At 65.0% G+C, this 24,670-nt stretch carries 25 protein-coding genes and 1 tRNA gene; 13 read left to right on the forward strand and 13 right to left on the reverse strand.

The features are described from left to right. Positions 1-264: 264 nt before the first annotated feature. The 3 genes from B1756_RS16060 (at position 265) to B1756_RS16070 (ending at position 2,888) form a co-directional block, all read left to right on the forward strand. Positions 265-1,203 (forward strand): DUF5794 domain-containing protein, encoded by a 939-nt coding sequence (locus B1756_RS16060; protein ID WP_086889468.1) that lies wholly within the window; start codon positions 265-267, stop codon positions 1,201-1,203. A 93-nt stretch (positions 1,204-1,296) separates the two neighbouring features. Then, the gene (locus B1756_RS16065; protein ID WP_086889469.1) at positions 1,297-2,472 is read left to right on the forward strand and encodes a thiolase domain-containing protein; all 1,176 of its coding nucleotides are present in this window, start codon (positions 1,297-1,299) and stop codon (positions 2,470-2,472) included. Further along, positions 2,469-2,888, forward strand: a complete 420-nt coding sequence (locus tag B1756_RS16070; protein ID WP_086889470.1) for a Zn-ribbon domain-containing OB-fold protein — start codon at positions 2,469-2,471, stop codon at positions 2,886-2,888. The genes B1756_RS16065 and B1756_RS16070 overlap by 4 nt, the downstream gene beginning before the upstream one ends. A 207-nt stretch (positions 2,889-3,095) precedes the next feature. Here the strand turns inward: B1756_RS16070 and B1756_RS16075 are convergent, their stop codons facing one another. Continuing rightward, the gene (locus tag B1756_RS16075; RefSeq protein WP_086889471.1) at positions 3,096-3,401 is read right to left on the reverse strand and encodes a hypothetical protein; all 306 of its coding nucleotides are present in this window, start codon (positions 3,399-3,401) and stop codon (positions 3,096-3,098) included. Between the two features lie 331 nt (positions 3,402-3,732). On the opposite strand from B1756_RS16075, the gene B1756_RS16080 reads away from it, so the two are divergent. The 3 genes from B1756_RS16080 to B1756_RS16090 all read left to right on the forward strand — a co-directional run bounded on the left by B1756_RS16080 (position 3,733) and on the right by B1756_RS16090 (position 6,049). After that, positions 3,733-5,094, forward strand: a complete 1,362-nt coding sequence (locus tag B1756_RS16080; protein ID WP_086889472.1) for an adenylosuccinate synthase — start codon at positions 3,733-3,735, stop codon at positions 5,092-5,094. Between the two features lie 106 nt (positions 5,095-5,200). Next, positions 5,201-5,401 (forward strand): methytransferase partner Trm112, encoded by a 201-nt coding sequence (locus tag B1756_RS16085; protein WP_086889473.1) that lies wholly within the window; start codon positions 5,201-5,203, stop codon positions 5,399-5,401. Positions 5,402-5,416: 15 nt separating this feature from the next. After that, positions 5,417-6,049: a DUF7524 family protein gene (locus B1756_RS16090; RefSeq protein WP_086889474.1), complete on the forward strand. Its 633-nt coding sequence runs from the start codon at positions 5,417-5,419 to the stop codon at positions 6,047-6,049. 49 nt (positions 6,050-6,098) lie between these two features. Here the strand turns inward: B1756_RS16090 and B1756_RS16095 are convergent, their stop codons facing one another. The 3 genes from B1756_RS16095 to B1756_RS16105 form a co-directional block, all read right to left on the reverse strand. Continuing rightward, complete coding sequence (locus B1756_RS16095) at positions 6,099-7,247, reverse strand: DR2241 family protein (protein ID WP_086889475.1); 1,149 nt, start codon at positions 7,245-7,247, stop codon at positions 6,099-6,101. Continuing rightward, entirely contained in the window at positions 7,240-8,175 is a 936-nt protein-coding gene (locus B1756_RS16100) for a CbiX/SirB N-terminal domain-containing protein (RefSeq protein ID WP_086889476.1), read from the reverse strand. Before B1756_RS16100 ends, B1756_RS16095 begins: the two co-directional genes overlap by 8 nt. 96 nt (positions 8,176-8,271) lie before the next feature. Further along, complete coding sequence (locus B1756_RS16105; protein WP_086889477.1) at positions 8,272-8,646, reverse strand: BsuPI-related putative proteinase inhibitor; 375 nt, start codon at positions 8,644-8,646, stop codon at positions 8,272-8,274. Positions 8,647-8,787: 141 nt separating this feature from the next. On the opposite strand from B1756_RS16105, the gene B1756_RS16110 reads away from it, so the two are divergent. Continuing rightward, positions 8,788-9,540, forward strand: a complete 753-nt coding sequence (locus B1756_RS16110; RefSeq protein ID WP_086889478.1) for a DUF2797 domain-containing protein — start codon at positions 8,788-8,790, stop codon at positions 9,538-9,540. Here the strand turns inward: B1756_RS16110 and B1756_RS16115 are convergent, their stop codons facing one another. The 3 genes from B1756_RS16115 to B1756_RS16125 form a co-directional block, all read right to left on the reverse strand. Continuing rightward, positions 9,541-10,344, reverse strand: coding sequence for an SOS response-associated peptidase (locus tag B1756_RS16115; protein WP_086889479.1), 804 nt, complete (start codon positions 10,342-10,344; stop codon positions 9,541-9,543). Positions 10,345-10,568: 224 nt separating this feature from the next. After that, positions 10,569-10,650 (reverse strand) — tRNA-Ser (locus B1756_RS16120). Positions 10,651-10,746: 96 nt separating this feature from the next. Then, complete coding sequence (locus B1756_RS16125; protein WP_086889480.1) at positions 10,747-11,127, reverse strand: Rid family detoxifying hydrolase; 381 nt, start codon at positions 11,125-11,127, stop codon at positions 10,747-10,749. 160 nt (positions 11,128-11,287) lie between these two features. Here B1756_RS16125 and B1756_RS16130 point away from each other — a divergent pair, with 160 nt between their 5' ends. The 4 genes from B1756_RS16130 to B1756_RS16145 all read left to right on the forward strand — a co-directional run bounded on the left by B1756_RS16130 (position 11,288) and on the right by B1756_RS16145 (position 14,308). Continuing rightward, complete coding sequence (locus B1756_RS16130; protein ID WP_086889481.1) at positions 11,288-11,545, forward strand: hypothetical protein; 258 nt, start codon at positions 11,288-11,290, stop codon at positions 11,543-11,545. Positions 11,546-11,655: 110 nt separating this feature from the next. Next, a complete protein-coding gene (locus tag B1756_RS16135; RefSeq protein WP_086889482.1) occupies positions 11,656-12,546 on the forward strand; it encodes an ABC transporter permease subunit in 891 nt (296 codons plus the stop codon). After that, entirely contained in the window at positions 12,543-13,556 is a 1,014-nt protein-coding gene (locus B1756_RS16140; RefSeq protein ID WP_086889483.1) for an ABC transporter ATP-binding protein, read from the forward strand. Before B1756_RS16135 ends, B1756_RS16140 begins: the two co-directional genes overlap by 4 nt. After that, positions 13,556-14,308, forward strand: coding sequence for a DUF8130 domain-containing protein (locus tag B1756_RS16145; RefSeq protein ID WP_086889484.1), 753 nt, complete (start codon positions 13,556-13,558; stop codon positions 14,306-14,308). Before B1756_RS16140 ends, B1756_RS16145 begins: the two co-directional genes overlap by 1 nt. 15 nt (positions 14,309-14,323) lie before the next feature. Here B1756_RS16145 and ilvA read toward each other — a convergent pair whose 3' ends face one another. The 4 genes from ilvA to B1756_RS16165 all read right to left on the reverse strand — a co-directional run bounded on the left by ilvA (position 14,324) and on the right by B1756_RS16165 (position 20,243). Beyond that, complete coding sequence (ilvA, locus tag B1756_RS16150) at positions 14,324-15,535, reverse strand: threonine ammonia-lyase (RefSeq protein WP_086889485.1); 1,212 nt, start codon at positions 15,533-15,535, stop codon at positions 14,324-14,326. A 64-nt stretch (positions 15,536-15,599) separates the two neighbouring features. Further along, entirely contained in the window at positions 15,600-16,709 is a 1,110-nt protein-coding gene (locus B1756_RS16155) for an OBG GTPase family GTP-binding protein (protein ID WP_086889486.1), read from the reverse strand. Positions 16,710-16,828: 119 nt separating this feature from the next. Continuing rightward, positions 16,829-18,832 (reverse strand): serine hydrolase domain-containing protein, encoded by a 2,004-nt coding sequence (locus B1756_RS16160; protein ID WP_086889487.1) that lies wholly within the window; start codon positions 18,830-18,832, stop codon positions 16,829-16,831. Positions 18,833-18,920: 88 nt separating this feature from the next. Further along, a complete protein-coding gene (locus tag B1756_RS16165; RefSeq protein WP_086889488.1) occupies positions 18,921-20,243 on the reverse strand; it encodes a tRNA(Ile)(2)-agmatinylcytidine synthase in 1,323 nt (440 codons plus the stop codon). Positions 20,244-20,475: 232 nt separating this feature from the next. On the opposite strand from B1756_RS16165, the gene B1756_RS16170 reads away from it, so the two are divergent. Continuing rightward, complete coding sequence (locus B1756_RS16170; RefSeq protein ID WP_086889489.1) at positions 20,476-21,447, forward strand: transcriptional regulator; 972 nt, start codon at positions 20,476-20,478, stop codon at positions 21,445-21,447. 127 nt (positions 21,448-21,574) lie between these two features. Here the strand turns inward: B1756_RS16170 and B1756_RS16175 are convergent, their stop codons facing one another. Beyond that, a complete protein-coding gene (locus B1756_RS16175) occupies positions 21,575-21,820 on the reverse strand; it encodes a glutathione S-transferase N-terminal domain-containing protein (protein ID WP_086889490.1) in 246 nt (81 codons plus the stop codon). A gap of 192 nt (positions 21,821-22,012) precedes the next feature. Continuing rightward, entirely contained in the window at positions 22,013-23,458 is a 1,446-nt protein-coding gene (locus B1756_RS16180; protein WP_086889491.1) for an NCS2 family permease, read from the reverse strand. 177 nt (positions 23,459-23,635) lie between these two features. Between B1756_RS16180 and B1756_RS16185 the strand changes: the two genes are divergently transcribed. Then, positions 23,636-24,298 carry a potassium channel family protein gene (locus B1756_RS16185; protein ID WP_086889492.1) on the forward strand — a complete coding sequence of 221 codons (663 nt, stop codon included), beginning with the start codon at positions 23,636-23,638 and terminating at the stop codon, positions 24,296-24,298. Positions 24,299-24,670 lie beyond the last annotated feature (372 nt).

Below are 24,670 nucleotides of genomic sequence, written 5' to 3' on the forward strand. Positions count from 1 at the left end.
TCTCACACAACGTTTATTGGTCGCTCCGTCGTTCCCTCTGGTATGTTCGCTGTGAGTTCCAGCGCAGCCCGAATCGGTGGCCAGCCGCGCGTCGACGCCGCCTCGCTCTTTACATTCGGGAATTTTAAACGCGCACTCACAGCGTCTGGGGCATCCTGGACGAATACGACGGCTCGAGCCTGCAATCGGGTTCGCCCGTCGTTACGTCGGTATCGTCCACCTGTTTCCCACCAGGCCCCGGGTCACGGCCATCGCCCCTGAGCGATGAGCACGTCTCAACACCCGGTCGCGCTCCGTCTGGAGCGACTGGTCGGTGGTGACGCCAGGCTCCTCGCCCTGGTCATGATGTTGCCACTGATCGACGGCGTCTTCCCCGCGTTGATCCTCGCAGGGGCGCTCGATACCACTCTGGGTGCAGTGCAGGTCGGGCTCCTCATCTTCGGCGGCAGTGCGACCGTCGCGGTGATTCTCGCCGAGATGACCGGCACGCCCAGAGAGCAGGCGGCGATCGTCCTGCTGATCGGGCTCCCGCTCGTCGCGCTGGCGGGTATCCAGGCCGCACTCGCACCAGCGATCGGCAGCGTCCTCGACATCGTGGTGTTCGAGCGATTCGCTGCACTCGTCATCGCCGCCATCGCCGCCAAGACGGCGAGCGCGACCATCGGCGAGTACCTGCCGAACCCAGCGGTCATCATCGGGCTCGGCCTCGTCGCCAGTCTCGACCCCAACGGGGCCGCGTTCGTCGTAATGGACGACGCTGCACTCGTTGCAAACGCCGTCCTCGCGGCCGTCGTCGGCGTCGCCTTCGCGCTCGGAATCGCCCTCGGTGGGCCGTACCTCCGGGAGTACATGGACATCGACCGCTTCCGATTCGGAAGCGCCGTCGCACTCGGCTTGCTCCCGCTGTCGATCCTCGGAATGGCGTTCGGACAGGCACCCCTCGCCGCACTGATCGTCGCTGGCATCTTCGCGCTCGACCTCCCGGTCCCGTTCGACGACGACTCGAGCGCCGAGGAGTCGGACGAACAGGGAGCGACCGGAATCCGTGAACTCGGCCACCTGCGTGAGCGCGGGAGCGACGACGAACCGATCTTCGGCGGCTGGGTCGCCTCGAAGCCGGACGAGGGAGTCGGTCTCGAGGACTCGAACACGGAGTCGTCGGACGACGCGAGTGACTCCGGGGGTCGCGCGCCGTGGCTGTGACCTGGGTCTGGCGTTCGAAATCTCCATGCGTCGCCGTGCGGGCTGGTTCCAACGACACCCATACGTATCGCCAGCGGTGAGGTGTGGGTATCGATGACGACGCGTGATCCAGTGTACGTCGCGGGGGCGTTCGAACACCCCACGCGGGAGGCACCCGAGAAGTCGACGCTCCAGCTCCACGCCGAGGTCGCCCGTGGGGCGCTCGAGGACGCCGGCCTCGAGAAAGGCGCCGTCGACGCGTACTTCACCGCGGGAGTGCCCCAGAGCGAGGGGACGTTTCCACCGCATTACATGGCCGACTACCTCGGGCTCGACGTCTCGTACGTCGAGACGACCGACGGCGGCGGATCGTCGTACATCAGCCACGTCGGTCACGCTGCGAGCGCGATCAGGGACGGACGATGTGACGTCGCGCTCGTGACCCTCGCCGGCCGCCCGCGTTCCCGGGGCGAGGCGACCGGTTCGGGCGTCCGAGCGGTGCGTACCGTACAGGACAGCGTCGAGCGAGTCTACGGCGCGACCAACCTCTCGATGTACGGCATGGCCGCCCGGCGTCACATGGACGAGTACGGCACCACCGCAGAACAGCTGGCCGAGATCCGCGTCGCCGCGTCCCACCACGCCCAGTACAACGAGCACGCGATGTACCCCGATCCCGTGACCGTCGAGGATGTCCTCGAGTCGCCGCTGGTCGCCGATCCGCTCCACCTGCTCGACTGCTGTGTCATCTCGGACGGCGGCGGTGCACTGGTGATCGTCTCCGAAGACGTTCGCGCCGGCCTCGAGCGCGAGTGCGTCGAAGTACTCGGGTTCGGCGAGACGGTCGACCACCACGACGGCGGTCGGATCGATCTGACGCGAACCGGAGCCGAACAGTCGGGCCCGCGAGCGTTCGAGGAGGCAGGGCTCGGCCCCGAACACGTCGACTACGCGTCGATCTACGACTCGTTTACCATCACCGTCCTGGAGGCGATAGAGGACCTTGGATTCTGCCGCAAGGGCGAGGGTGGATCGTTCGTCGAAGGTGGCGCGCTCGAGGCACCCGACGGTGCGTTACCGTTCAACACCGACGGCGGCGGCCTGTGTTCGAACCATCCCGCGAACCGCGGCGGGATGACGAAGGTGATCGAGGCGGTCAGACAGCTCCGCGGGGAAGCGAATCCGGCAGTACAGGTCGACGCCGATATCGCGCTCGCTCACGGGACTGGCGGCAGCATCGGGACTCGCCACGGCGCGGCAACGGTGGTCCTCGGGGGTGAAGACCGATGACCGACGCTGGCGAACCGACCCGTCCAGCGCCGGAGATTACTCCGGAGACGCGACGATACTGGGAGGCAGCCGCCGAGGGCCGTCTCTTGCTCCGGGAGTGTCAGGACTGTGGGCTCGTCTTCCACTACCCACGGGCGCTCTGCCCGGACTGTTTCGGCGAGACGGACTGGCGCGAGGCAACGGGCGTGGGAGAGGTCTACTCGTACTCCGTCACGCGGCGAATCGAAGGATGGCCCACCGACGACCTTCCGTTGATCGTCGCCTACGTCGAACTCGAGGAGGGGCCGCGGATGGTGACGAATCTCGAGTGTGATCCGGATGCAGTGTCGGTCGGGACGCCAGTCGAGGTCCGGTTCAGAGAGCAGGGCCCGGAGACGGTGGTTCCCGTCTTCGTTCCCGTTCCAGCCGGCGACTGACGAACGGACTCCGTCCCGGTGGCAGATTCGCGAGGCCCGGTCTCTCGAGGCGGAGAATTCACCGATTTTTGTGAGTGGCTCGCGGAGAATACCTGCAGGTCGTCACCGACGTTTCACGGTCTCGGTTCGACAGCCTCTCGGGACGGTGAGTGGCGGGCCCGTGGGCCCGTGGGGCTGACTCGAGAGCCGAGAAGACTGCTGAGAGATCTAGCCTTCGATTTCTGCGACGTCCTCGATCTTCATGTCCTCGAGTTTGTCGCCGATGTCGTCGATCTTGTCGTCGAGTTCGTCGACGAACTCGGCGGTACGTTCGGTCTTGATCGCACCCTGACTGGAGGGCTCGATGAGGTTCTCTTCCTCGAGAACGCGCAGCGAGTAGCGGACCTTGTGGTGCGGGTAGCCGGTCTCGTTCGACATCTTGACGATCCCGATCGGCTCGTTCTCGATAACCATCTTCAGGACCTGGAGATGTCGTTCAAGCATATCGACTTCCTTCTCAAGTCGGTCTATCATGGCATTTGTTAACTTGTCTTTAGACCTTTTAAAAGTTACCCTCGCAGGTCGACCGTTTGACGTCCATCGTGAGTATCGCTCGTGCCAGAAGTTAACGCTTCGGGTCTCCGTCCCCCTATCCCACACGTTAATAAGCCGGAATTGGCCGATCCGGCGGTGATCGGCCGCGCGTCCCGTGGTCGTGTGACAGCGTGATCTGTTGTCACGAGTGGGTCCGTGGAGGCACCAGTATGTGTTTAGTGTGGGCACGAGCCAATGTCCGAGGGCAGGAGTGGAGTGAGCCGCCAATACCGTAATCTGTTTATCGGCCCGGCAAGAAGCCGCCGCTGTTATGACCGTCACAATCGTCGGGTCGCAACTCGGCGACGAAGGCAAGGGCGGCGTCGTCGACGTCTACGGCGACGCTGCCGACGTCGTCGTCCGCTATCAGGGCGGCGACAACGCTGGACATACCGTCGTTTCCGACGGCGAGAAGTACAAGCTGTCGCTCGTACCGTCGGGTGCCGTCAGGGGAAAAGTCGGCGTCCTCGGCAACGGCTGCGTCGTCAACCCCGAGACGCTCTTCGAGGAAATCGACGGCCTCCGTGAGCGAGGTCTCGAGCCTGACGTCCGCGTCGCAGAACGTGCGCACGTCATCCTCCCGTACCACCGCGCGCTCGACGGGATCGAAGAAGACGAGAAAGAAGACCTCGCGGCAGGGACGACCAAGCGCGGTATCGGCCCAACCTACGAGGACAAGGCCGGTCGTCGCGGCGTCCGGATCGGCGACCTGCTCGACCCCGACACGCTCCGAGAGCGCCTCGAGTACGTCGTCCCCCAGAAGAAGGCCCTCGCCGAGGAGGTCTTCGGCAAGACGACCGACGAGCGCTTCGACGTCGACCACCTCTACGAGCTGTGTCTCGAGTACGGCGAACGACTCGCCGACGAAGAGATGACCGTCGACTGTGGAACCTACCTCCAGGAACGGATCGACGCGGGCGACCAGGTGATGCTCGAGGGTGCACAGGGGACCTCTCTGGACATCGATCACGGCGTTTACCCGTACGTCACCTCCTCGAACCCGACTGCGGGCGGAGCGACCGTCGGCAGCGGCCTCGGCCCCGGTGTGGTCGGCAACGGCGAAATCGTCGGCATCGTCAAGGGCTACCTCTCGCGCGTGGGAACCGGCCCGCTGCCGACCGAACTCGGCGGCGTCGAGGGCCAGACGCCCGGCTACGACCCCGAAACCGCAGACGAAGCAGAAGAGGAACTCGCGACCTACATCCGCGACGAGGGTGGGGAGTACGGCACCGTCACCGGTCGCCCCCGCCGCGTCGGGTGGCTCGACCTGCCGATGCTCCGTCACGCCGCGCGCGCGAGCAGCTTCACCGGCCTCGCGATCAACCACGTCGACGTCCTCGCCGGCCTCGAGGAGGTCAAGATCGGCGTCAGCTACGACTTCGACGGCGAGGAACTGCTGACGATGCCCCCCACGACCGAACAGTGGGCCCGCTGTGAGGCCACCTTCGAGACGTTCGAGGGCTGGCCCGAGGTCGACTGGGCCGAGGTCGCCGAAGACGGCTACGACGCCATCCCCGAGAACGCGAAGACGTACCTCGAGTTCGTCTCCGATGAACTCGACGTCCCCATCTACGCCGTCGGCGTCGGTCCCGGCCGCGAGGAGACCGTCGTTCTCGAGGACCCGTTCGCCTGATCGCCCCTCGAGGCCGGTCTCGGTCCACCCGGGGCCCACGCTGGAACGCCCTCGAAACCGATCGACTTCCCGAACGCTTTTGCTGGATGCGGTCTCCGTACGTGGTATGAAAGAGTCGTTGCTCGACATCCTCCGCTGTCCGCTGGACAAGGGGGAACTCGAACTCGAGGACCCGGAATACGACGACGATGGTGAGGAAGTGATCGGCGGGACGCTCGTCTGTACCGACTGCGGCGAATCGTACCCGATCGACGACGGCATTCCGAACCTGCTTCCACCGGACATGCGCGAGGAGACGCCGGCCTGATCGGCCAGATCGATCGTGCCCGGGACCGAGATCACCGTCCACGTCAACCGCGGCGCCGCGAACACGCTCGAGTCGGACCTCGAGGCGATCGAGACCGACCGCAAGTTGAGCGTGGTCTTGCGCGGTCACGAGCGGCCGGCACACGTCCACTGCCGGCTCGACGGTGACCTCGACCGGATCGCGACGATCGACCAGACGAACCACTACATCGGCCCGGGAGACGTCACGACGGTCCCGATCGACGTCGACGGCGCTGCGATCGACGACCCGATCGAAGGTCGCGTCGAAGTCGTCACCGGCTACGGTTCGGAGTCGCTCGGAATCGACGTCACCCTGCGACCGCCCAGAGAAATCGACGTCGACGAATCGCTGAGTCGCCCATCACGACGCCGGTCCCAGCCGGGATCGAACGACGACGCCGATGGGAGCGGAAACGGGGGCCGATCGCTCGAGGACGTCCTGCTCGCACTCGGCCTCGATTCGACGACCCTCGCGGTCATCGGGCTCGGCGCGTTCGCGCTGCTCGTCGCGGTTGCGACGGCAGCGACTGTCGGCGGGATGGCCGCCCTGATCGGACTCGTGTTCGTCCTCGTCGGCGTGGGTATCGCGATCTGGCTCGTCCTCGGTCGTGAAACGGCCAAGGCATAGCGCTGCCCCCGGCGGCACAGTTACGCTGCCGACCAGGAAATACCAGTAGTCACTTCTCCGACGGCTCGAGGCCATTCCCACCGAACCGCTTGGCGCGCAGGTAGCGTGCTCGATATCGATTCGCACCGTCGCCGACGTCCGCCTCTCGAATCTCGTCGAGTCGGTCGTCCGCGACGGCGTCGATCAGCGCAGAGAGCTGGTTCACCTCACTCGGCGTGAGTTCGAGTTCGTACGTTCGCTCGGTCTCTGACTCGAGGATCGCCCACTGGCGTGCGGCAGCGATCACGAGCGAACAGGGTTCGCGGCAGGGAAACGGCTGGTCGCCGCCGTCGACGGAAAGCTCGTCGTCGTCGGTGTAGTGCCACTCGCGACGCCGGAGACACTGGGAGTCGACGCAGCAGGCTTCGACCATCCAGTCGACGGCCTCGCGGGGGAGTTCGTCGACCACGTCGAAGATGCCAGTCTGGCGCGCTGCCGTCTCGAGCCAGTGGTCGACGTCGAGATCACCGCGCAGTTCCTGGTGCCAGTTGGCGACCGTCGCCGGGTAGAACCGTTCGACGGTCTCGACGAGTTCGGATCCCGAGAGGCCGGTGAACGCCCACCCGGCGGGGAGCGACGGCGCGGTTTTCAGTGGCCGGTAGCGTCCATCGTCGTCGTACGTGGCGATATCTCGAGCGGCGGTCGGATCGTCGTACACCTCGAGGTCCGCAACGTCCGCCCCGGCATCCTCGACGTGCCAGAGATCGTAGACGCGTTCGCCGTCCCACGCAGACGGCTCCGGAAGACGGCTGGTGATCGAGAGTTCGCCCCAGGTTCGATCGATGCCGTCGGCGAGCGCCTCGTACCGATCGGGGACAGTGAGGGGATCGCCAGTCGCAACACGTTCGAGAACGTCGTGAATCGGCGCACGTTCACACCACCGGAGGAACGCCCGGCGATAGGTTCCGGGCCCACCGACGCGGTGCCAGTACGCCCAGTTGGTCACGTACGGGCGAACCGCGTCGGCCTCGAGGGCGTCAGCGAGCGAGTCTACGTCCAGAACCAGCGGGTCGGCGCTCGGGACCTCGAGTACGTATGCGTCACTTTTTTCGTCTCTATCGCCCGTGCGAGCGAACCGCAGGCCGTCGAACGCGAGTTCTCCGTCTGCGCGCTCGAGGGCCTCGGGCAGGGCGTCGGCGAGCCGACTCGAGTCAGTCATCGTTCGACCCCGAATCGCCGATCGGTTCCGTTTCCGTTCGTTCGGCTGGCTGACCGCTATCGGACGCGGTCGCCTGCGTCTGGGTAGCGGTCAGGGCCTCGAGCGCCGCGTCGACGTCGGCCCCGGCGTCGGCCGCGCGCTCGAGGAGAACGGCCGCGAGCAGGTCCTCGGTGCCGACGGCACCAGCGTACCAGACGTGGTGGCCGTCGACGTCGGCCGGGACCGCCCACCCTTCCCGGTAATCGTCCGTGAGGCCGACGTCCTCGGGGATATCCTCCTGGGTGTGGTAGCCGTCGGCGACGAACAGCGGCACGAGGACGACGTCCTCGCAGTCGACGTAGTCGGTGACGTCGTCGACGTCCGGTTCCTCGTCCATGAACAGCGCGTGGACTTCCTCGAACCGATCTCGTTCGCGGATTCGATCGACGTGGTACTCGATCGCCTTCGCCGAATTCTCGTTGCGCTCGGTGCCGTGGCCGACGACCGCGAGGGAAACGCCGTCGCCGACGTCCGGATCTCCCGTGACGCGTTCGGCGCGCTCGACGATCACGTCGGTCATCGCGTCGTGGGTCCCGACCGGTCCGCAGTAGTGGACCGTCTTCCCGACGTCTTCGGCCTCGAGCGTGACGCTCTCGGCGCTCGTGCCGTCGGAGTTCCACAACCCGGGATCCCAGCCTTCGAGGCGGAGTTCCCGCGGGATGACGCGCTCGGTGAAGTAGCCCTCGCTGATGAACAGGGGAACGACGTAGACGACATCTGACTCGAGGGTTCGGAGCACCTCACGAAAGTGGGGTTCTTCCTTCCAGAACGCCTCGCGGACCTCGTCGAACGCGTCGACCGCCCGGATAGCGTCGGCGTGGGCGTACGTGGGTTCGGACGCCCCGGGGTTCAGGTGCGATCCGTGCGCCGCGACGACGAGGGCGTGCATGGACCCGTCTAGGGACGGGGTCCGCTTATATACAGCGGCGAGCGCAGATTCGGCCGCAACCTCGGTCGAAGGGGGCAGCCCGATTTTCAGGCCGACTCACTCTGGAACCGAAACCGTCGCTCGCGCCTGACAGTCCGACTCTGCCGCCCGGAGGGTCGCGATCACCGCGTACTCACCCGGCCGGGGGTCCTCCCACCGCTCACGGTAGGTTCTCGCGTCACCCGGCTCGAGTCGCTCCCGACTGAGCAACTGGGCGAACATCCGACCCTCGGTGAACCGCCAGACTTCCTCGCCGTCCTCGTAGACCACGAACTCAGCGCTCGCTGCGTCCGAAAACGAGAGTTCGACCGTCTCGCTTCCCTCGTTTCGGACGGTGAACGCGAACTCGACGGCTCGTGAATCGGGGGTGTCCGGTTCTGGACCGGTCGGTGCTGAGGAGACCGACGCCTCGAGCGCTCCCTCGAGTGACATGGCCTTCCTTGACCGCCACTGTGGATAGCTCTTTCCGACGTCTCGACGTCTCGAGTGTGACCTGCGGCGGAGCGTGTCGGAACCAGTTGACACGAAAACCGAGACGAACCCTATTTGCCGTCCCGACGCGAACCGCCGGTCGTGCAACTGGTCGGGTACGAACCGAGCGGCCGCGGGGCCGCACTGCTGGTCGCCGATGACGCGGGCCTCGAGCGACGGCCACTCGAGGCCGGCGACGACCTCTCCTATACCCTCGGTGAGCGACGCTGTGCCGGCGTGATCGACGGCGACGAACACCTCCCGTGTGATCGTCCGGCGACACCGTACTGCGAGTACCACACCAGCACCTGGGTCTGCGCTCGCTGTACCGGCACCTGCCTCAAAGACGAGATGGACTGCTACCAGACCCACGCCGTCTACGTCGCCGCGTTCGCCCCCGACACGTTCAAAGTCGGCGTCACCAAACTCGAGCGTCTGGAGACCCGTCTCCGGGAACAGGGTGCCGACCGGGCCGCCCACGTCCACACCGTCTCGAACGGGCGGATCGCCCGCGAACTCGAGGCCGAAATCGCCGAGTGGCTCGTCGACCGGGTTCGTACGGGCCCGAAAGTGACCTCGCTGGCCGCGGCCGTCGACGAGCCAGCGTGGGAAACCGTCCTCTCGGCGTTCGACGTCATCGACCGCTTTTCGTTCGACTACGGCCTCGCCCTCGAGACTCAGCCCGTCCAGGAGACCATCGCCACGGGAACCGTCCGCGGCGTCAAGGGACGACTGCTCGTCCTCGAGAACGGCGGTACCACCTACGCCGTCGACATGCGCGACCTCGTCGGCTACGAACTCGAGGACGGAACGGCAGGGCCGAGCCGACAGTCATCGCTCGGCTCGTTCGGGTGACTACCCCTCGACCGGCTCGACGAGGGACGGCTCGTCCGTCGAAGGATCGTTCACCCGCGTCGAGACCGGGTGGGCGCACATCCCGCTGTCTGGGTGAGGCCCGAGGAGTGCCTGTGGATGGTCGTCGGTCAGCCACGTCGCTTCGGTACCGGCCTCGGGAATCACTGCCATCCGATGGTGGAGGTCGGCGACGAGGTCGTTTGGCCGCGTCGTGACGATGGTGAACGTCTCGAGTGGGTGCTCGTCGTCGTTCTGACCGCCCGACTCGAGACCGCCACCGAAATCGTCCAGTCCGACCTGTGTGGTGTCAGCGTCGGTATCGGACTCTCGTCGTTCCCAGAGCCCTGCCATCGCGAACGGCCGTCCGTCCTCGAACGCGATCCAGTACGGCTGCCGTCCAGAGTCAGTGTCGACCCACTCGTAGAAGCCGTCGGCCAGCACGAGACACCGACCCGCCGCAGGCGTCTCGAGCTCTCTTTCACTCCGTTCAAGAGAACACCGACCCGCCGCAGGCGTCTCGAGCTCTCTTTCACGTTCTTCAGAAGACCGACGGTACGCCGCCCGAAATGTCGGCTTTTCGTCGATCGTCTCCGCCCGCGCGTTGATCACTCGATCGCCGTCGGCCCAGGACGGTCGCAGCCCCCACTCGAGTCGCTGGATCGTCTCCGGGCGCTCGTCGGTGATCACCCACAGACGCTGGCCCGGCGCGGCGTTGTAGCGCTTCCGGTAGGCCCCCTCGATCCGCGCGTCGAACCGCTCTTCGAGCGTCTCCGGGTCGACGAACAACGTATAGCGGCCACACATGAACGGGTATCCGTCTTCTGGACAACTAACTCCAGCGGTGTTTGGCTATCGTGTCAGAAACTCATGGACGGGAATTCGAACAGGTGCGAGACGTTCCGGGGATGCGGCCTCACTCCGTTCGGTCGCCCGTGCTCGCGACTCGAATGGGCAACTTCCGTTTCTCGCCTCCGAGTTCCGGTGGCTCACGCAGCTACGCGGCGCTCGTCGGTTCGAACTCGAAAAAGCGCCAGGACGGGGATTTGAACCCCGAATCCCGAAAGGGAACACGCTTTCCAGGCGTGCGCCTTACCGTTCGGCCATCCTGGCCTGATTAGACGTAGCCGCGTCGGTCGTTTAACTCTTACTTTTGGGTGGCGCAACCGTGTTCCGTGGGTGCATTCAACACGACGGTTCGAACTGCCGCTACTCGAGGCTCGCGACGGCTTCGATCTCGATACCGACGCCTTTCGGGAGGGCGGCGACCTCGAAGGCACTGCGGGCTGGTGGTTCGTCCTCGAAGTAGGTTGCGTAGGTTTCGTTCACGACCTCGAAGTCGTCGATGTCGTCGAGGAAGATGGTCACCTTCAGGAGGTCGTCGGCGCTCGCGCCTTCGGCCTCGAGAATGGCCAGGACGTTGTCGAGGGCCTGTTCGGTCTGGACGTCGATCGGTTCGTCCGACAGAATGTCGCCGTCGGGGGTCGCCGGGATCTGGCCGGCGGTAAAGAGCAGGGAGTCGTCGGTAGTCGCCTGGCTGTACGCGCCGACTGCGGCCGGTGCGTCGTCGGTTTCGACGGTGCGTTTCATGCACGAGTCATCTCGCTGGCGGAGTATAAAGCCATCCGGCGGCGGATGCCTCCTCGATCGGTCATAGAAATTGTTTGTCTCGCGCGTGCGATCGTTGAATCTGCCCAGATCGTCTCTGATCAGTAACTATTTACTGGTCGACGCCGTCGGATCGCCTACGATGACAGTCCTCTCGACGGAAGACGAAGGGAAGTTCCTGATGGACGTCAGGGGCGAACAGATCGGCATCGTCACCGAAGTCGATCCGATCGAACAGGTCGCCTACGTCGATCCGGAACCGAGCCTCACGAACGCGTGGATTCAGAGCCTCGGCCGCGGCAGCGCCGGTGACGACGACCTCGAGATCCCCGCCGAGAACGTCGCGACGGTGACCGACTCCGAAATCCGCGTCGACGCGGATCTGAGTAGCGAGGCGTAGCCTCGCCCGCTCGAACCCGAAACACCTCGAGAGGCGGCCGACGGCCCCGAACCGTGACCGCTCGAGGCTGGAACAGCAGCTTTATTTTATCCTGCTTACATTTTTCGGTGATGCGATGGTTCCCGCTCGCGCGCGAAGAGGCCAGAGCGCTCGTGACCGCCAAGGGCGTCTGGCTACTCGCGCTCGCCCTCCCGTTGTGGACGTATCGGCCCACCTACGACACCTGGGACGCACTCGGTTCGAATATGACGATCGGGTTCGTCCAGTACGGTGCTGCAGTCCTGTTGCCACTGGCTGCGATCGCGCTGTGTTATCGGACGGTCGTCGGGGAGCGAGCCGATGGACGACTGAAAATCGTTCTCGGATTACCGCTCACGCGCGGCGACGTGTTACTGGGGAAACTCGTCGGCCGGACGATCGGAATCGCGATTCCGTCACTCGTGGCCCTCGGCCTCGTGACCGTCGTCGGTGTCGTGCGATTCGGATTCTTCGATCCACTTCGATATCTGGCGGTTCTGTCCGTGACGCTGCTGTACCTCGCGACGCTCGTCTCGATCGTCGTCAGCGTCTCGGCGATCGCCGAACGGGCAGCGACGGTCGCGGCGACGCTGTTCGTCGGACTGCTCGTGGTGTTCGAACTGCTCTGGCGAGAAGTGGCGACGATGCTGTACTCGAGGCTGACCGGCGTTCCGGTCACCCTGTACGATCCGCCTGCCGACGGCCGGCTGTTTCTGCTGGATCGACTCTCACCGTCGGGTGCCTACAACACCGTGACGAACTGGCTGCTCGAGACCGGGAACTCGGCTGCGTTTCACAACAGCGTCGTGAGTGAACTCCAGCCGGGGACCGGGGTAAACGTCCTCGTGGTCGACACCACTTTCGATAGCGGCACTGTCCCGTGGTATCTCCACGAGTCGGGCGGGCTGGTCATCCTTTTCGCCTGGGGACTGGTGCCACTTGCGATCGCCTACTACCGGTTCGATCGAGGTGACCTCGCGTGAGCGGACGCGAGGAAGAAGAGACGACGACGGCCATCGAAACCCACGGCCTGACGAAACGATACGGTTCCCACACGGCCGTCGACGACCTCTCCCTGTCGGTCGCCGAGGGGGAGATCTACGGCTTTCTCGGTCCCAACGGCGCGGGCAAGTCGACGACGATCGACCTCCTGATGGACTACGCGCGACCGACCGACGGGACCATCAGCGTCCTCGAGATGAGACCGCGGGCCGACGTCGTCGACGTCCACCAGCGGGTCGGTATCCTCCCGGACGGGTTTACCGTCTACGAGAACCGTACCGGTCGCGATCACCTGCGGCTCGTCATCGACACGAAACGCGCCGACGACGATCCCGAGGGACTGCTAGAGCGCGTCGGGCTTGCGGACGCGATCGACGACGACGCGGGGAGCTACTCGCGAGGGATGTGCCAGCGCCTCGGACTCGCGATGGCGCTGGTCGGCGACCCCGACCTCCTCGTCCTCGACGAACCGTTCTCCGGGCTCGACCCCCACGGGATTCGGACGATCCGCGAGGTCGCCCACGAGGAGAACGACCGCGGGGCGACGGTGTTCTTCTCGAGTCACGTCCTCGGACAGGTCGAACTCGTCTGCGACCGGATCGGGATCCTCCACGAGGGGCAACTCGTCGCCGAAGGGACGCTCGAGGAACTGCGCGCGTCGGCTCCCGTGGCGACGGATCTGGATCTCGTCGTCGACGGTGATGCCGAGCGAGCGCGCCGAGTGGCCGCCGCTGTCGATGGTGTGGTCGGAGCCTCCGTCCCCTCCGCCGCGAACGCGGCGACCTCGTCGGAATCCGGCCTCGTCGGGACGGCCGACGGCCAGACGGTGTCTGTTCGCCTCGAGTCGGCCGATCGACAGGAAGCAGTTCTCGAGGCGGTCGAGAACTCCGGCGTCTCGATCCGCCGGACGGACGTCACAGAGCCGTCGATCGAATCACTCTTCGTCGCTCACACCGACGAGCCGGCGATCGAATCTGCGGGTGAACGGTGATGGAGCCGAACGAGAACGATCACCCGAGCGGTCGCCGCCCGACGCTTCGCCGGCGCACGATGCTCGGAGCCGTCGTCGGCTCGACGACCCTCCTCGCGGGCTGTCTGGGCGACACCGAGTTCTCGATCACCGGCGTCCGCGACCCGGACGACGTCCGCGGACCGCCGTCGTTCGACCTCGACGTGCTCGATCCGGACATTCTCGTCGACTCGCCGGGCGCGTTCGAACTGTCGGTGACGAACGACAGCGACGAGCCGATCGAACTCGTCAGCCTCGGGGTTCGACCGTTCGGCGTCCTCGAGTTACACGGCACCTCAGGGTACGGCAGGAGTCGAGTCAGACTGTACAGCGAGGCCTACGAGGAAAGCGACCACCTCGACTTCAGACGGGACGGCATGAGCTTCAGCAGGCCGGAACTGGTGCGGAAACTCGAGCCCGCCGAAACGACGTCGCGCACGTTCCAGATATGGGGCGAGTGGGTGCCAAATTCCGACGGGACGTACGCGCTTACGGGGAGAGGGGGTGACGAACCGGTCGTGCGGTATCGACGACCGGACGACGCCAGCGGAGAGTCGGCCACAGACGGCGGGAACGCCGGATCCGAGACAGGAGACGAAAGCGCCAGCACCGGCGTGGCCGACGGTGGCGAGCACGGTGACGAGAACGACGACGGAGGCCTGCTGGCTGGCACCGCGATCGACCCTGACGTCGAGTTCCGGATCGAGACCCGGAGTCGACTTCCGTTTCGATAGATTCGATCCAGAATCTTAGGCCAGCACGTCGACGTCGTACCCCGCTTCGCGCATATCTGCGAGGAACGCCTCGACGTGGTCGGGGCCGCGCATCTCGAGTTCGATCTCTACCTCGGTGTCGCTCATGTTCACGTCTCGAGAGGTCCGGTCGTGGTGGATGGCGTAGATGTTCGCCCGGTGGGCGGTGAAGATCTCGAGGAGGTCCTCGAGTGCGCCGGGGCGGTCCGTGAGCACGGTACGGATCTTGAGGTAGCGGCCGGTCTCGACCAGCCCGCGAACGATAACGTTCGTCAGCGTGTTGAGGTCGATGTTGCCGCCACAGAGAGCGGTGACGATCGTTTCGTCCTCGTCGAAGTCGAACTTCTCGAAGAGGACGGCTGCCAGTGGGACCGCCCCCGCCCCTTCGACCACCGTCTTCGAGCGCTCGAGCAGGTGGACGATAGTCATCGCGGTCTCCGGGTCCGAGACGGTAACGATCTCGTCGACGTACTCACGGATGTGCTCGAAGGTTCGCTCGCCGATAGTGCGGGTAGCGATCCCGTCGGCGATCGTCTCGACGCCCTCGAGGGTGACGCGCTCGCCGCGCTCGAGCGATTCTTTGGCGCTCGAGGCCCCCTCGGCCTGGACGCCGATGACGCGCGTGTCGGGTTTTTGCTCCTTGATCGCCGTCGCGATACCGCTGATGAGGCCGCCGCCGCCGATGGGGACGACGACCGTATCGACGTTCGGGCAGTCTTCGAGGATCTCGAGGCCGATCGTCCCCTGGCCGGCCATGACCATCTCGTCGTCGAACGCGTGGACGTAAGTTCGATCTTCCTCGCGTTCGATCTCGTGGGCGCGGTCGGCGGCGGCGTCGTAATCCCGACCCGAAAGGACGACCTCGGCACCGTAGCTGCGCGTCGCCTTCACCTTCGCGATGGGTGCGTGCTCGGGCATCACGATCTTCGCGTCGACGCCGGCTCTCGTCGCTGCAAGGGCGACTCCCTGTGCGTGGTTGCCCGCGCTCGCGGTGACGACGCCGGCGTCTTTCTGCTCCGCCGAAAGCGTGGCGATGCGATTGGTCGCACCGCGGATCTTGAACGCCCCGGTCCGCTGGAAGTTCTCGAGTTTCAGGTGAACGTCCGCACCCGTCATCGACGAGTAGGTGTACGAGTGCTCGAGCGGGGTGCGCCTGGCGGTCTTCTGGACCCGTTCGCGAGCCTCGAGGACGTCGTCGAGTTCGATCATATCGGCACTTGTCTGGCGGCGAGTAAATACTGTCCGGCAGCGGGCTCGAAGAATGGGCGGCGAGCTACCGGCGGAGGATGAGTTTGAGGACGTCCTCGTCTTCGAGGACGTGTTCGGTACCGACCTGCTGTTCGTCGTGGGTGGCGCTTGGGCCGCTGACGCGGGCGAAGCGGAACCGCGCTTCCATCTCGCCGCCGAGTTTTTCGATGGCCTCGCCGACGGTCGTCCCTTCCTCGACGACCAGCGGCTCTTCCCAGTCGACACCGCGCCCGGGTTTGTCCATGTAGACGCGGATCAGCCCGAGGTTCTCCCAGATACGGTCTTTGAGCGCCTCGAGGCCCTTCTCCTTGGCGGCGCTGATGAAGGTCACCTCCTCTGGATCGAGGTCGCGCTCGCGGAGTTGTTCGTCGACCGTCTCCTTGTAGGAGGGTTCGATGAGGTCGACCTTGTTCACGCACGTGATCGAGGGGATGTATTCGCGATTTTCCATCAGACCGTCGACCAGCCGGTCGATGGTGACGTTCTCCTGGAGGTTCACGTCGGCATTGACGTAGCCGTGTTCGCGAAGGACGTCGCCGATCGTCTGCTCGTCCAAGTCCTGCTCGGTGCTCGAGGTGATCTTGATGCCGTCTTTGACCTTGGGGCGGACGGTCACCCGCGGGGGCTGCTGGTCGACGCGGATGTTGATGTCGTACAGCTCCTCTTGCAGGCGGTCGTACTGGTCGATCTCGAAGACCGAGAGGACGAAGACGATCAGGTCGGCGTTCCGGACGACGGCGAGCACCTGCTGGCCGTCACCTCGACCCGACGCCGCCCCCTCGATCAGCCCCGGCACGTCGAGCATCTGGATGTTCGCCCCGCGGTGCTGGAGCATTCCGGGGTTGACGTCGAGGGTGGTGAACTCGTAGGAGCCGGTCTCGCTCTCGGCGTTCGTCAGGGCGTTCAACAGCGAGGACTTGCCGACGCTCGGGAAGCCAACGAGCGCAACCGTGGCGTCGCCGTGTTTCTCGACGGAGTAGCCGGTACCGCCGCCGGCGGAGCTCTGGTTCTGGAGCTTCTCTTTTTTCTCCGCGAGCTTCGACTTCAGCCGGCCGATGTGGGCCTCCGTCGACTTGTTGTAGGGCGTGTTGGCGATCTCCTCTTCGATCTTCTCGATCTCCTCCTCGAGCCCCATTTGTGTCTGTCCCTATCCAGCAGGTCGTGCCGAAAAACACTTTCGAGACCGATGCCGGCGGCGTCGACTCGAGTCGTCTGCCACCGCCGCACGCGTGAGTCCTCTCGACTCCTCGTCGGTCAGAACGCGGCCGTCAGCAGGTTCCAGTACCACAGCAGCCACGAGAGCCCGAGGAGCGCGAGCGCGAGCACCGTCAGGTACGCCAGTCCGTACCGGTCGGTCGAGCCGGCCTCGAGGTCGCGGTGCTGGAGAACGCGCCACCACTCTCGGCCCACGAGCGCCGCCGTGACGAGCGAGGCGAGCGCGACGAGCGGGAGCACGGCGATCGTGACCCGAAGCAAGAGCGAGTAGCCGTAGACGAGCTGGTTCGGTTCGAGGACGACGTTCACCACCAGCCCGAGAACGAACGCACCGAGCAGGCCCAGACAGCCGAGCACCGCGATCCGAGGGCGGGTCAGGTGCCCCCGCATCTCGCCCCAGCCGCGCCGCCGGTAGGCGCTCGCCGGCCAGACCAGTATCGTCGAGACGAGCGCGAGCAGGGACACCGCGGCGAGTCCGCCCTGGAACGCTGTTCGTTCGTACCACGAGAGGCGCTCGAGCGGTGGCGACGGGGCGTCCAGATATAGCGTGTCGTCCTCGATAGCGAGACCCGTCGCACCGAGGCCGACGTCCGCGGGGTCACGGGGTTCGAAGACGCCCTGTTCGTCGGTCTCGACCCACTCCGTCGTCTCGCCCGTGAGTCCGGAGAGCTCGAGGACGCCCTCGTCGGTCACGGTGACCGTGACGGTGTTGCCGAGCGTGAGGAGTTTCTCGTGAGTGGTCTGAAACCCAGTCGATCGGTATTCTCCCTCGAGCTGGTCCGTACGCTCTGCCGTTTCGGGGTTCGGCTCGCGCTCGTCTTCGGGTACCTCGCCGCCGTCGAGTCTGGCGTCCACGTAGCCGTCGAGCACCTCGACGAGACCGGGGGCAGGCGTGTTGAGGCTCACGAACAGCGCGCTGTCGTGCTCGGGGAAGAGGACGAACAGCGTCTGGAAGTACTCGGTTCCGCCAGTGTGCCAGACAATTTGCTCGCCGCGGTACTCACCGGTCATGTAACCGTACCCGACGCCGTCGAGTTCCGGATGGTTGGTCGCACGCTGGTCGAACATCTCGTCGACCGACTCGGCCTCTACGATCTCGACGTCCTCGCCGTCGTCGGTCTCGAGGCTCCCGCTCTGCAGCTTCATCGTGGCGAAGGTCCCCATGTCGGTCGCAGTAGCGCTCATCGACCCAGCCGGTGGAACGCCGACGATGACAGGGTCGTCGGTGCGGAAGTCGTCGCCAAGCGGGACGTGACCCTGCGAAAGGGCACGATCGTCGGGAACGGGTTGCTCGAAGGTCGATTCCTCCATCGAGAGCGGCTCGAGAATCTCGGCTTCGACGTGGTCCTCGAATGGCTCGTCGTAGGCCTCCTGAACGACGAGCCCCGCCAGCGCGGTGCCGTGATTCGAGTAGGCGGCCGTTTCACCCGGCTCACGGACCTGTGTGGGCATCTCGTCTTCGAGTTTGCCCTCCCAGTCTTCGATCTCCTCGTGGTCGCCGACGAACAGCCCCTCGAGCCGATCTTCGTATCCGGGCGTGTGGGTGCCCAGGTGCTCGAGGGTCACCTCGTCGTCGCCCTCGAACTCGTAGTCGTCGAGGTACGTATCGATCGGTTCGTCCAGCTCGAGCGTGCCGTCCTCGACGCCCTGCATCACCGCGGTCCAGACGAACAGTTTCGCCACGGAGCCGACCATGAATGCGGTCTCGTCGGGGTCGACCGGTTCGTCACCGTCAGCGTCGGCGTAGCCGTAGCCGCCGGTGTGGACGACCTCGTCCTCTTCGACGACTGCGACGGTCGCGCCGGCGATATCGTTCTCGGCGAGCACCTCCTCGAGCAGGTCGTCCATCCCTTCCTGAAGTTCGTCGTCGGTCTCCCAGCTCTCCGTTTCGACTGATGCCCCGTCCTCGACCCCACCGTCGTGGCTGTCGCCGGCGGCGGGGGCGGCGAACGGAGCGACGAATCCGACGATCAGGACGAGACAGGCAGCGAGGACGAGTACCCGTCTGCTCGAGGGGTTCTCGGGCCAGACGTGATAGTTCATGGACAACACCGATGTCGCCTTCGTATAAATGTGTGTGGTACGTCACGACGCGATAACCGTGGATGTCGCCCCGTAACAGGCCGCTACACTACCGCTCCGGGTGAACCGGCGCGTCGAACCCGCCCCGAACCAGCGGCTTCGCGACGTGACGACGCGCACACGGAGGCACCTCGTACCACCCCTCCTCGAGGTGCCGCTCGAGCCTCACTGTCTCCTTGCCGGGGGCAGTCGTTCCACAGTCCCGGCACCGGTAGCCCTGATCGCGGCCGGCGCTCTTCATCGTCCGGTCGCAGTCGGGACAGGTGGGAGTCACCCGTTCGGTCGTGACGAGGTCGCGAACGGCGAACTTCTCGAGTTTGAGCGTCCCGCGTGCGACCTCGCCACAGACCGTGAGCCGGTCGCCGCCCCGGAGCGCGCGAACGCGGTCTCGGAATCGCTTGGTCGGTTCGAAGGCAGCGCACTCGAGTCGACCATCCTCGCCGACGCCAGCGTCGTCTCGGTCTCGAGCGTCCGTGAGCGAGAAGAAGACGTGGCCGCCCCGGCGCGTTTCGGGGGCGCTGGCGACGACGCCCTCGAGCCGATACGCCTGCCCGTCACGGACCGTCGCGAGTGACTCGTCGCGGGCGTCCTGAAGGTGGACGTCGGTTCCCTGATTCGTGACGAACAACCGGCTCGCGTGGGCGGGTTCGCTCTCGATGCGGTCGGCGACCGCGCGGACCGTCCCGGGGTCGTCGCCACGGATGCCGTGGAGGATCGGACCCGGCGTGTGAGGGACACAGACGGACTCACGCTCGCCTCGGTCGACGGTGTCCCAGACCTCGGGATAGCCCCACTCCGCGGCCGCGAAGATGCTGTCGTGGTCCACTTCCCGCGGCGTCCCCCACCGGTCAGGCTCGCGGTAGGAGATGTACTCGCAGGTCCACTCCTCGAGTGCGCGCCAGGCCCCGATCGCGGCGAGTGCTCCGATCCGACCACGACCGTTGCCGGCGTGCCAGGTTCGATACCCCTGCCTGTCGCAGACCCGTTCGGCGTCACCGATCTCGAGGTGATCGCGAACGGCTCGCTCGGCGAAGCGGGCGACGTCGTCGGGAATCGCGTCCGGATCGGCGTCGTGATCTGCGACGACCAGTCCCGGATTGGTTCGCTCGTCGGTCGTCTCTGAGAGCGACTCGAGGGCCTCCCGTGCGACGGCGTAGGCCCGTTCTGGATCGCAGTCGACGTGGATCGCGAGTGCGGCATTGCCGCGGGTCTTGTACTCGACGGCAGGATTGAGTCGAACGAGCAGGAGGCGGTCGACACGAGTTGCCGACGCGGATTCCCGGTGCAACCGCTCGGCGATGGTGTGGGCGACGTACGTCGTACACATCCCCCGTTCGCGGGAATCGGAGTCGTCGAGCCCGACGATCGTCATCGGTCGTGGTAGCGTCGCGAGCCGCTAACGCGTTTCGGCTTCGAAGCCGGATTCGAGGTCGGAGCCGACCGCCGACGGTCACCGGGACGTCGACCGACCAGCCAGGGACCGTCCTGATCGGCTAGCAGGTGGCAGTAACCCATACGTAACGGTATGTATCGTCGCTGAATCGCCACACGTGACCAGGACACGGGGGAAAACCTCATATAGGAGGAGTAGCTTACGTTCGGCTATGTCCCGCTCCGCACTGGTCGGCAACGTAACCGCGATGCTCGAGGACGCGGGATTCGTGGTAAGCGACCGGTGTGCAATCCGTCCGAAGAGCTTCGACGTCGCTGCCCGTCGTGGCGAAGACCTGTTGCTGGTAAAGATCCTCAGTAACATCGACGCGTTCAACGAAGAGACCGGACACGAGATGCGACGGCTGGGGACGTACCTCCAGGCAACGCCGCTGGTGATCGGCCTCCGGAGTCGCGACGAGGACCTCAAACCGGACGTGGTCTACTTCAGACACGGCGTTCCGGTGTTCAGCCCCGACACGGCGTACAACCTCTTCATCGAGAACGTTCCGCCGCTGATCTACGCTGCCCCCGGCGGGCTGTACGTCAACATCGACGGCGACCTCCTCGCCGACGAACGAAAGGACAGAGACTGGAGCCTCGGGCGACTCGCGAGTGAACTCGGCGTCTCCCGGCGCACCGTCTCGAAGTACGAAAGCGGGATGAACGCTTCCGTCGAGGTCGCGATGGAACTCGAGGACCTGTTCGACGCGCCGCTGACAAGCCCCGTGGAAGTGCTCGAGGGGACCGAGGACGTCCACGAGACGGAGTCGACGCCCGACGATCCGGAAGCGGACCCGGACGACGAACAGGTCGTCGCGGTTCTCACCCGCGCTGGCTATCGTGTCCACCCGACGATCCGATCGCCGTTCAAGGCCGTCAGTCGCGACGAAGACGACAGCGACGACGAGGTCGTCCTGACCGGTCACTCGGAGTTCACGAAGGCAGCCGAGAAGCGCGCCCGCATCATGAGTTCGATCAGTCACGTCACTCGCACCCACTCGGTGTACGTCGTCGACCGTGCCAAGCGAGACGCCGTCGACGGCACTGCACTGGTCGAACGCGACGAACTCCGGGACCTCCGCGACGCCGACGACCTGAAAGACGTCATTCGCGAGCGCGCAGAACGCGAAGAAGCAGCCTAGGTGCCGGTTCTGTCACTCGGAAGTGACGGTTTCCACCTGAAGACAGATTCATTCTTCGAGCGTCAGGCCAGCCCGCTCGACTGCGCCCGTACAGTAGCCGATCCGATACTCGTTCGACGAATTCGTCTCAGGCGTAGGTTTCTTCGAGGTACTCGACGATGTCGTTGCTTTCAGGCATTCCCTCGACGCCGTTTGCCTCGTCGGTGATGACCGGCACGCCCGTCTGCCCGCTCACTTCCTCGACCTGCGTGCGCTCGGCGTGTGCTCGAGGAACTTCGATCGTATCGTACTCGAGGTCGAGTTCGTCGAGTTTCGAGCGGACTTTCGCACAGAACGGACAGCCGGGGAGGTCGTACAGGGTGATGTCTGCCATTGCCCGCGATTCGAACTTCGTACCAAAGAGGTCACCGATTGGCTACGGTGTTGCCAGCAGCTGTGACGGGCCGCACACGTGACCGAAGTCTATCGGAGTATCGTGGGACGACGGACAGCAACCCTCCCGTGGAGGGGTTCACCATCCGCTTCGACGGACGCTCTTGCCGTGAAAAACTGAGTCGTGGAGTCGTCAGTAGGCGATCCAGCCGGCGTCGACGGCGAAGTAGACCACGAAGTAGATCGCGAACGCGACTGCGAGAAGCCACTGGCCGAGCGAGACGTCGCGGCGATTACCCATCGCGGCTTTGACGACCGGGTAGCTCATGATACCCGCCGCGAGACCGTTCGCGATCGAGGCCGTCAGCGGCATGATCGTGATCGTCAGCCCAGCGGAGATTGCCCACGCAGGATCGTTCCAGTCGATGTCGACGACGCCTTGGAGCATGATGATCCCGACGACGACCAGCGCGATGTAGGAGGCGTAGGTCGGAATCGCGGTGATCAATGGGACGAGCGGGAGCGCCACGACGAAACAGAGACCGACGACGAGTGCCGTAAAGCCGGTTCGACCGCCTTCTTCGACGCCGGTCGATGACTCGATGTAGGTCGTGACCGTCGAAGTCCCGATCATCGCACCGGCGGTCGTACCGACTGCGTCTGCCATCAGCGGCTTTTCGACCTCTGGCAGGTCACCGTTTTCGTCTAAGAAGCCCGCGATCTGTGAGACGCCGATCAACGTACCAGCAGTGTCGAAGAAGTCGACGAAGAAGAACGTAAACACGACGAGGAGGAACACGAGCGGATCATCAGCGATCATGCCGAGGCCCTCGAGGAAGCCCCAGAACAGCGGGGTAAAGTCGTACTGGGCACCGCCGACGCCCTCCGGGGTGATCGTCCCCGGTTCGGCGACGCCAGCGAGGGTGACGACCCAGGCACCGATGGCGGTCGCGAGGATTCCGATGACGATCGATCCCGTTACGCCGCGGGCGTACAGGATAAACGTAAAGATCAATCCAGCCAGCGCGAACGCCGCGAGCGGGTTCTCGAGGACGTTCCCGAGCTGGACGAGGGTGGCGTCGTAGGCGACGACGAGTTGCATCTCCTGAAGGCCCAGAAAGAGGAGGAAGACACCGATACCGGCCCCGACGGCGAACTTCACGGGATCGGGGAAGAGTTCGATGATGTATCGGCGTGCGCCGACGGCGGTCAACAGAATGAAGATGATTCCTTCGACGAAGACGGCAGCGAGTGCCAGTTGCCACGGCACACCGAGCAGGAGGACGACGGTGAAGGTGAAAAACGCGTTCAGCCCCATGCCGGGTGCCAGCCCGAACGGTCGCTTCGCGTAGAACGCCATGACGACGATTGCGATGATCGACGCGAGAATCGTGACCACCGCGAGCATCTGTTGAACCTCTATAAACGTGTAGGAACCACCGGCGATCGTGGTCGTGTCGTCGGGTGCGATCTCACCCGGTGGTTGACCGAAGATAGCCGGTGCGAGGATCGTCGGGTTCACGACGATGATATACGCCATCGCGAGGAACGTCGTGATCCCCGCGATCGTTTCGGTACGGTAGTTCGTCTCGTGCTCGTCGAAGTCGAAGTACTTCGCGAGCGTATCGGCTGCCCCCATATTGGACGAGCGAGCATTGATAGAGCGGTAAGTTAAAGTTTCTCGTCTTCACCAGGACAACTCTATCCACGTTCGTGGATATTTATCGGCAGGTTTACCCGCTCGTGACTGTCGAAATCACCGTCATCTTGCAGTCGTGACGAACGTATTTTACCATGGGCCACGTACGCACGGAACATGAATTTCGTTATCGTTGGATACGGCCGGGTCGGCTCGAGGACCGCACGCATCGTGCTCGAGGAGGGTCACGAAGTGACGGTCGTCGACGACGATCCCGATCGCGTCGACCGGGCGAAAGGCGACGGTTTCGACGCCGTCTACGGTGACGGGGCCGACGAGTCGGTGCTGGTCGACGCTGGCGTCGAGTCGGCGGATGCGATTGGCGCGTTCACGCCCGACCTGAACACCAACTTCACGGCCTGTATGGTCGGCACTCACTACGGCTGTCGAACCGTCCTCCGGATCGACGAGGACTACCGCGAAGACATCTACAAGAAGTACGCCGCGGACGTCGACGAGATCGTCTATCCGGAGCGACTGGGCGCTGCGGGCGCAAAGACCGCTCTCCTCGGTGGCGACTTCAACGTCGTGTCCGATCTCGCGTCGAACCTCCAGTTGACCGTTCTGGAGGTCGGCGAGAATTCACCAGCGGTCGGCAAGCGGATGAGCGAACTCGAGTTGCCGGATTCCGTTCGGATCTACGCACACGGTCGTGCGCGCGAGCCGTTGACGATTCCACTTCCGGGGACGGAACTGGCGGCAGGTGACGAAGTCGCACTCATCGCCGACGCGGATCGGGTGGAGGCGGTACGGGAGACGCTCGTCTCGGTGGATGCGTAAGGCGGATGTGCGTCCTCTCGGGCCGGGGACCGAATCGCACATCGGCCCCGTATCGCATCCGAGTCTCGACGCTGTCAGCTGCTCGTTCAGTTGTCATCACGAAAGATACCGACTGTGACGGACCAGTAGGGTCCGTTCGATCGGTCGCACCTCGATCACCGCGAACCAGATTCGGCTCGACCCAACGGGATCGAACCCCGGCCGAACGACGGCGGGCCGGTGTGGCCCGCGACACCAGCGCGGGGATGAACACGCCGACGTCGGACCGCGTTCGGCACGCGACGGCGCGCGGACGGGGTGGATGGGGGTTGATCGCCGTTCGTGCGCGCCATTCGTTCCGTTACCCTGCTGTGGCATAAAACCGCGTCAGAC

Origin of the sequence: Natrarchaeobaculum aegyptiacum, from assembly GCF_002156705.1 — an archaeon.
GTDB lineage: Archaea > Halobacteriota > Halobacteria > Halobacteriales > Natrialbaceae > Natrarchaeobaculum > Natrarchaeobaculum aegyptiacum.

What these genes read in the sequence shown, in the direction of transcription:
- B1756_RS16060 (WP_086889468.1), top strand. Translation starts at nt 265, where the DNA reads ATGAGCACGTCTCAACACCCGGTCGCGCTCCGTCTGGAGCGACTGGTC.
- B1756_RS16065 (WP_086889469.1), top strand. Translation starts at nt 1,297, where the DNA reads ATGACGACGCGTGATCCAGTGTACGTCGCGGGGGCGTTCGAACACCCC.
- B1756_RS16070 (WP_086889470.1), top strand. Translation starts at nt 2,469, where the DNA reads ATGACCGACGCTGGCGAACCGACCCGTCCAGCGCCGGAGATTACTCCG.
- B1756_RS16075 (WP_086889471.1), bottom strand. Translation starts at nt 3,401, where the DNA reads ATGATAGACCGACTTGAGAAGGAAGTCGATATGCTTGAACGACATCTC.
- B1756_RS16080 (WP_086889472.1), top strand. Translation starts at nt 3,733, where the DNA reads ATGACCGTCACAATCGTCGGGTCGCAACTCGGCGACGAAGGCAAGGGC.
- B1756_RS16085 (WP_086889473.1), top strand. Translation starts at nt 5,201, where the DNA reads ATGAAAGAGTCGTTGCTCGACATCCTCCGCTGTCCGCTGGACAAGGGG.
- B1756_RS16095 (WP_086889475.1), bottom strand. Translation starts at nt 7,247, where the DNA reads ATGACTGACTCGAGTCGGCTCGCCGACGCCCTGCCCGAGGCCCTCGAG.
- B1756_RS16100 (WP_086889476.1), bottom strand. Translation starts at nt 8,175, where the DNA reads ATGCACGCCCTCGTCGTCGCGGCGCACGGATCGCACCTGAACCCCGGG.
- B1756_RS16105 (WP_086889477.1), bottom strand. Translation starts at nt 8,646, where the DNA reads ATGTCACTCGAGGGAGCGCTCGAGGCGTCGGTCTCCTCAGCACCGACC.
- B1756_RS16115 (WP_086889479.1), bottom strand. Translation starts at nt 10,344, where the DNA reads ATGTGTGGCCGCTATACGTTGTTCGTCGACCCGGAGACGCTCGAAGAG.
- B1756_RS16125 (WP_086889480.1), bottom strand. Translation starts at nt 11,127, where the DNA reads ATGAAACGCACCGTCGAAACCGACGACGCACCGGCCGCAGTCGGCGCG.
- B1756_RS16130 (WP_086889481.1), top strand. Translation starts at nt 11,288, where the DNA reads ATGACAGTCCTCTCGACGGAAGACGAAGGGAAGTTCCTGATGGACGTC.
- B1756_RS16135 (WP_086889482.1), top strand. Translation starts at nt 11,656, where the DNA reads ATGCGATGGTTCCCGCTCGCGCGCGAAGAGGCCAGAGCGCTCGTGACC.
- B1756_RS16145 (WP_086889484.1), top strand. Translation starts at nt 13,556, where the DNA reads ATGGAGCCGAACGAGAACGATCACCCGAGCGGTCGCCGCCCGACGCTT.
- ilvA (WP_086889485.1), bottom strand. Translation starts at nt 15,535, where the DNA reads ATGATCGAACTCGACGACGTCCTCGAGGCTCGCGAACGGGTCCAGAAG.
- B1756_RS16155 (WP_086889486.1), bottom strand. Translation starts at nt 16,709, where the DNA reads ATGGGGCTCGAGGAGGAGATCGAGAAGATCGAAGAGGAGATCGCCAAC.
- B1756_RS16160 (WP_086889487.1), bottom strand. Translation starts at nt 18,832, where the DNA reads ATGAACTATCACGTCTGGCCCGAGAACCCCTCGAGCAGACGGGTACTC.
- B1756_RS16165 (WP_086889488.1), bottom strand. Translation starts at nt 20,243, where the DNA reads ATGACGATCGTCGGGCTCGACGACTCCGATTCCCGCGAACGGGGGATG.
- B1756_RS16170 (WP_086889489.1), top strand. Translation starts at nt 20,476, where the DNA reads ATGTCCCGCTCCGCACTGGTCGGCAACGTAACCGCGATGCTCGAGGAC.
- B1756_RS16175 (WP_086889490.1), bottom strand. Translation starts at nt 21,820, where the DNA reads ATGGCAGACATCACCCTGTACGACCTCCCCGGCTGTCCGTTCTGTGCG.
- B1756_RS16180 (WP_086889491.1), bottom strand. Translation starts at nt 23,458, where the DNA reads ATGGGGGCAGCCGATACGCTCGCGAAGTACTTCGACTTCGACGAGCAC.
- B1756_RS16185 (WP_086889492.1), top strand. Translation starts at nt 23,636, where the DNA reads ATGAATTTCGTTATCGTTGGATACGGCCGGGTCGGCTCGAGGACCGCA.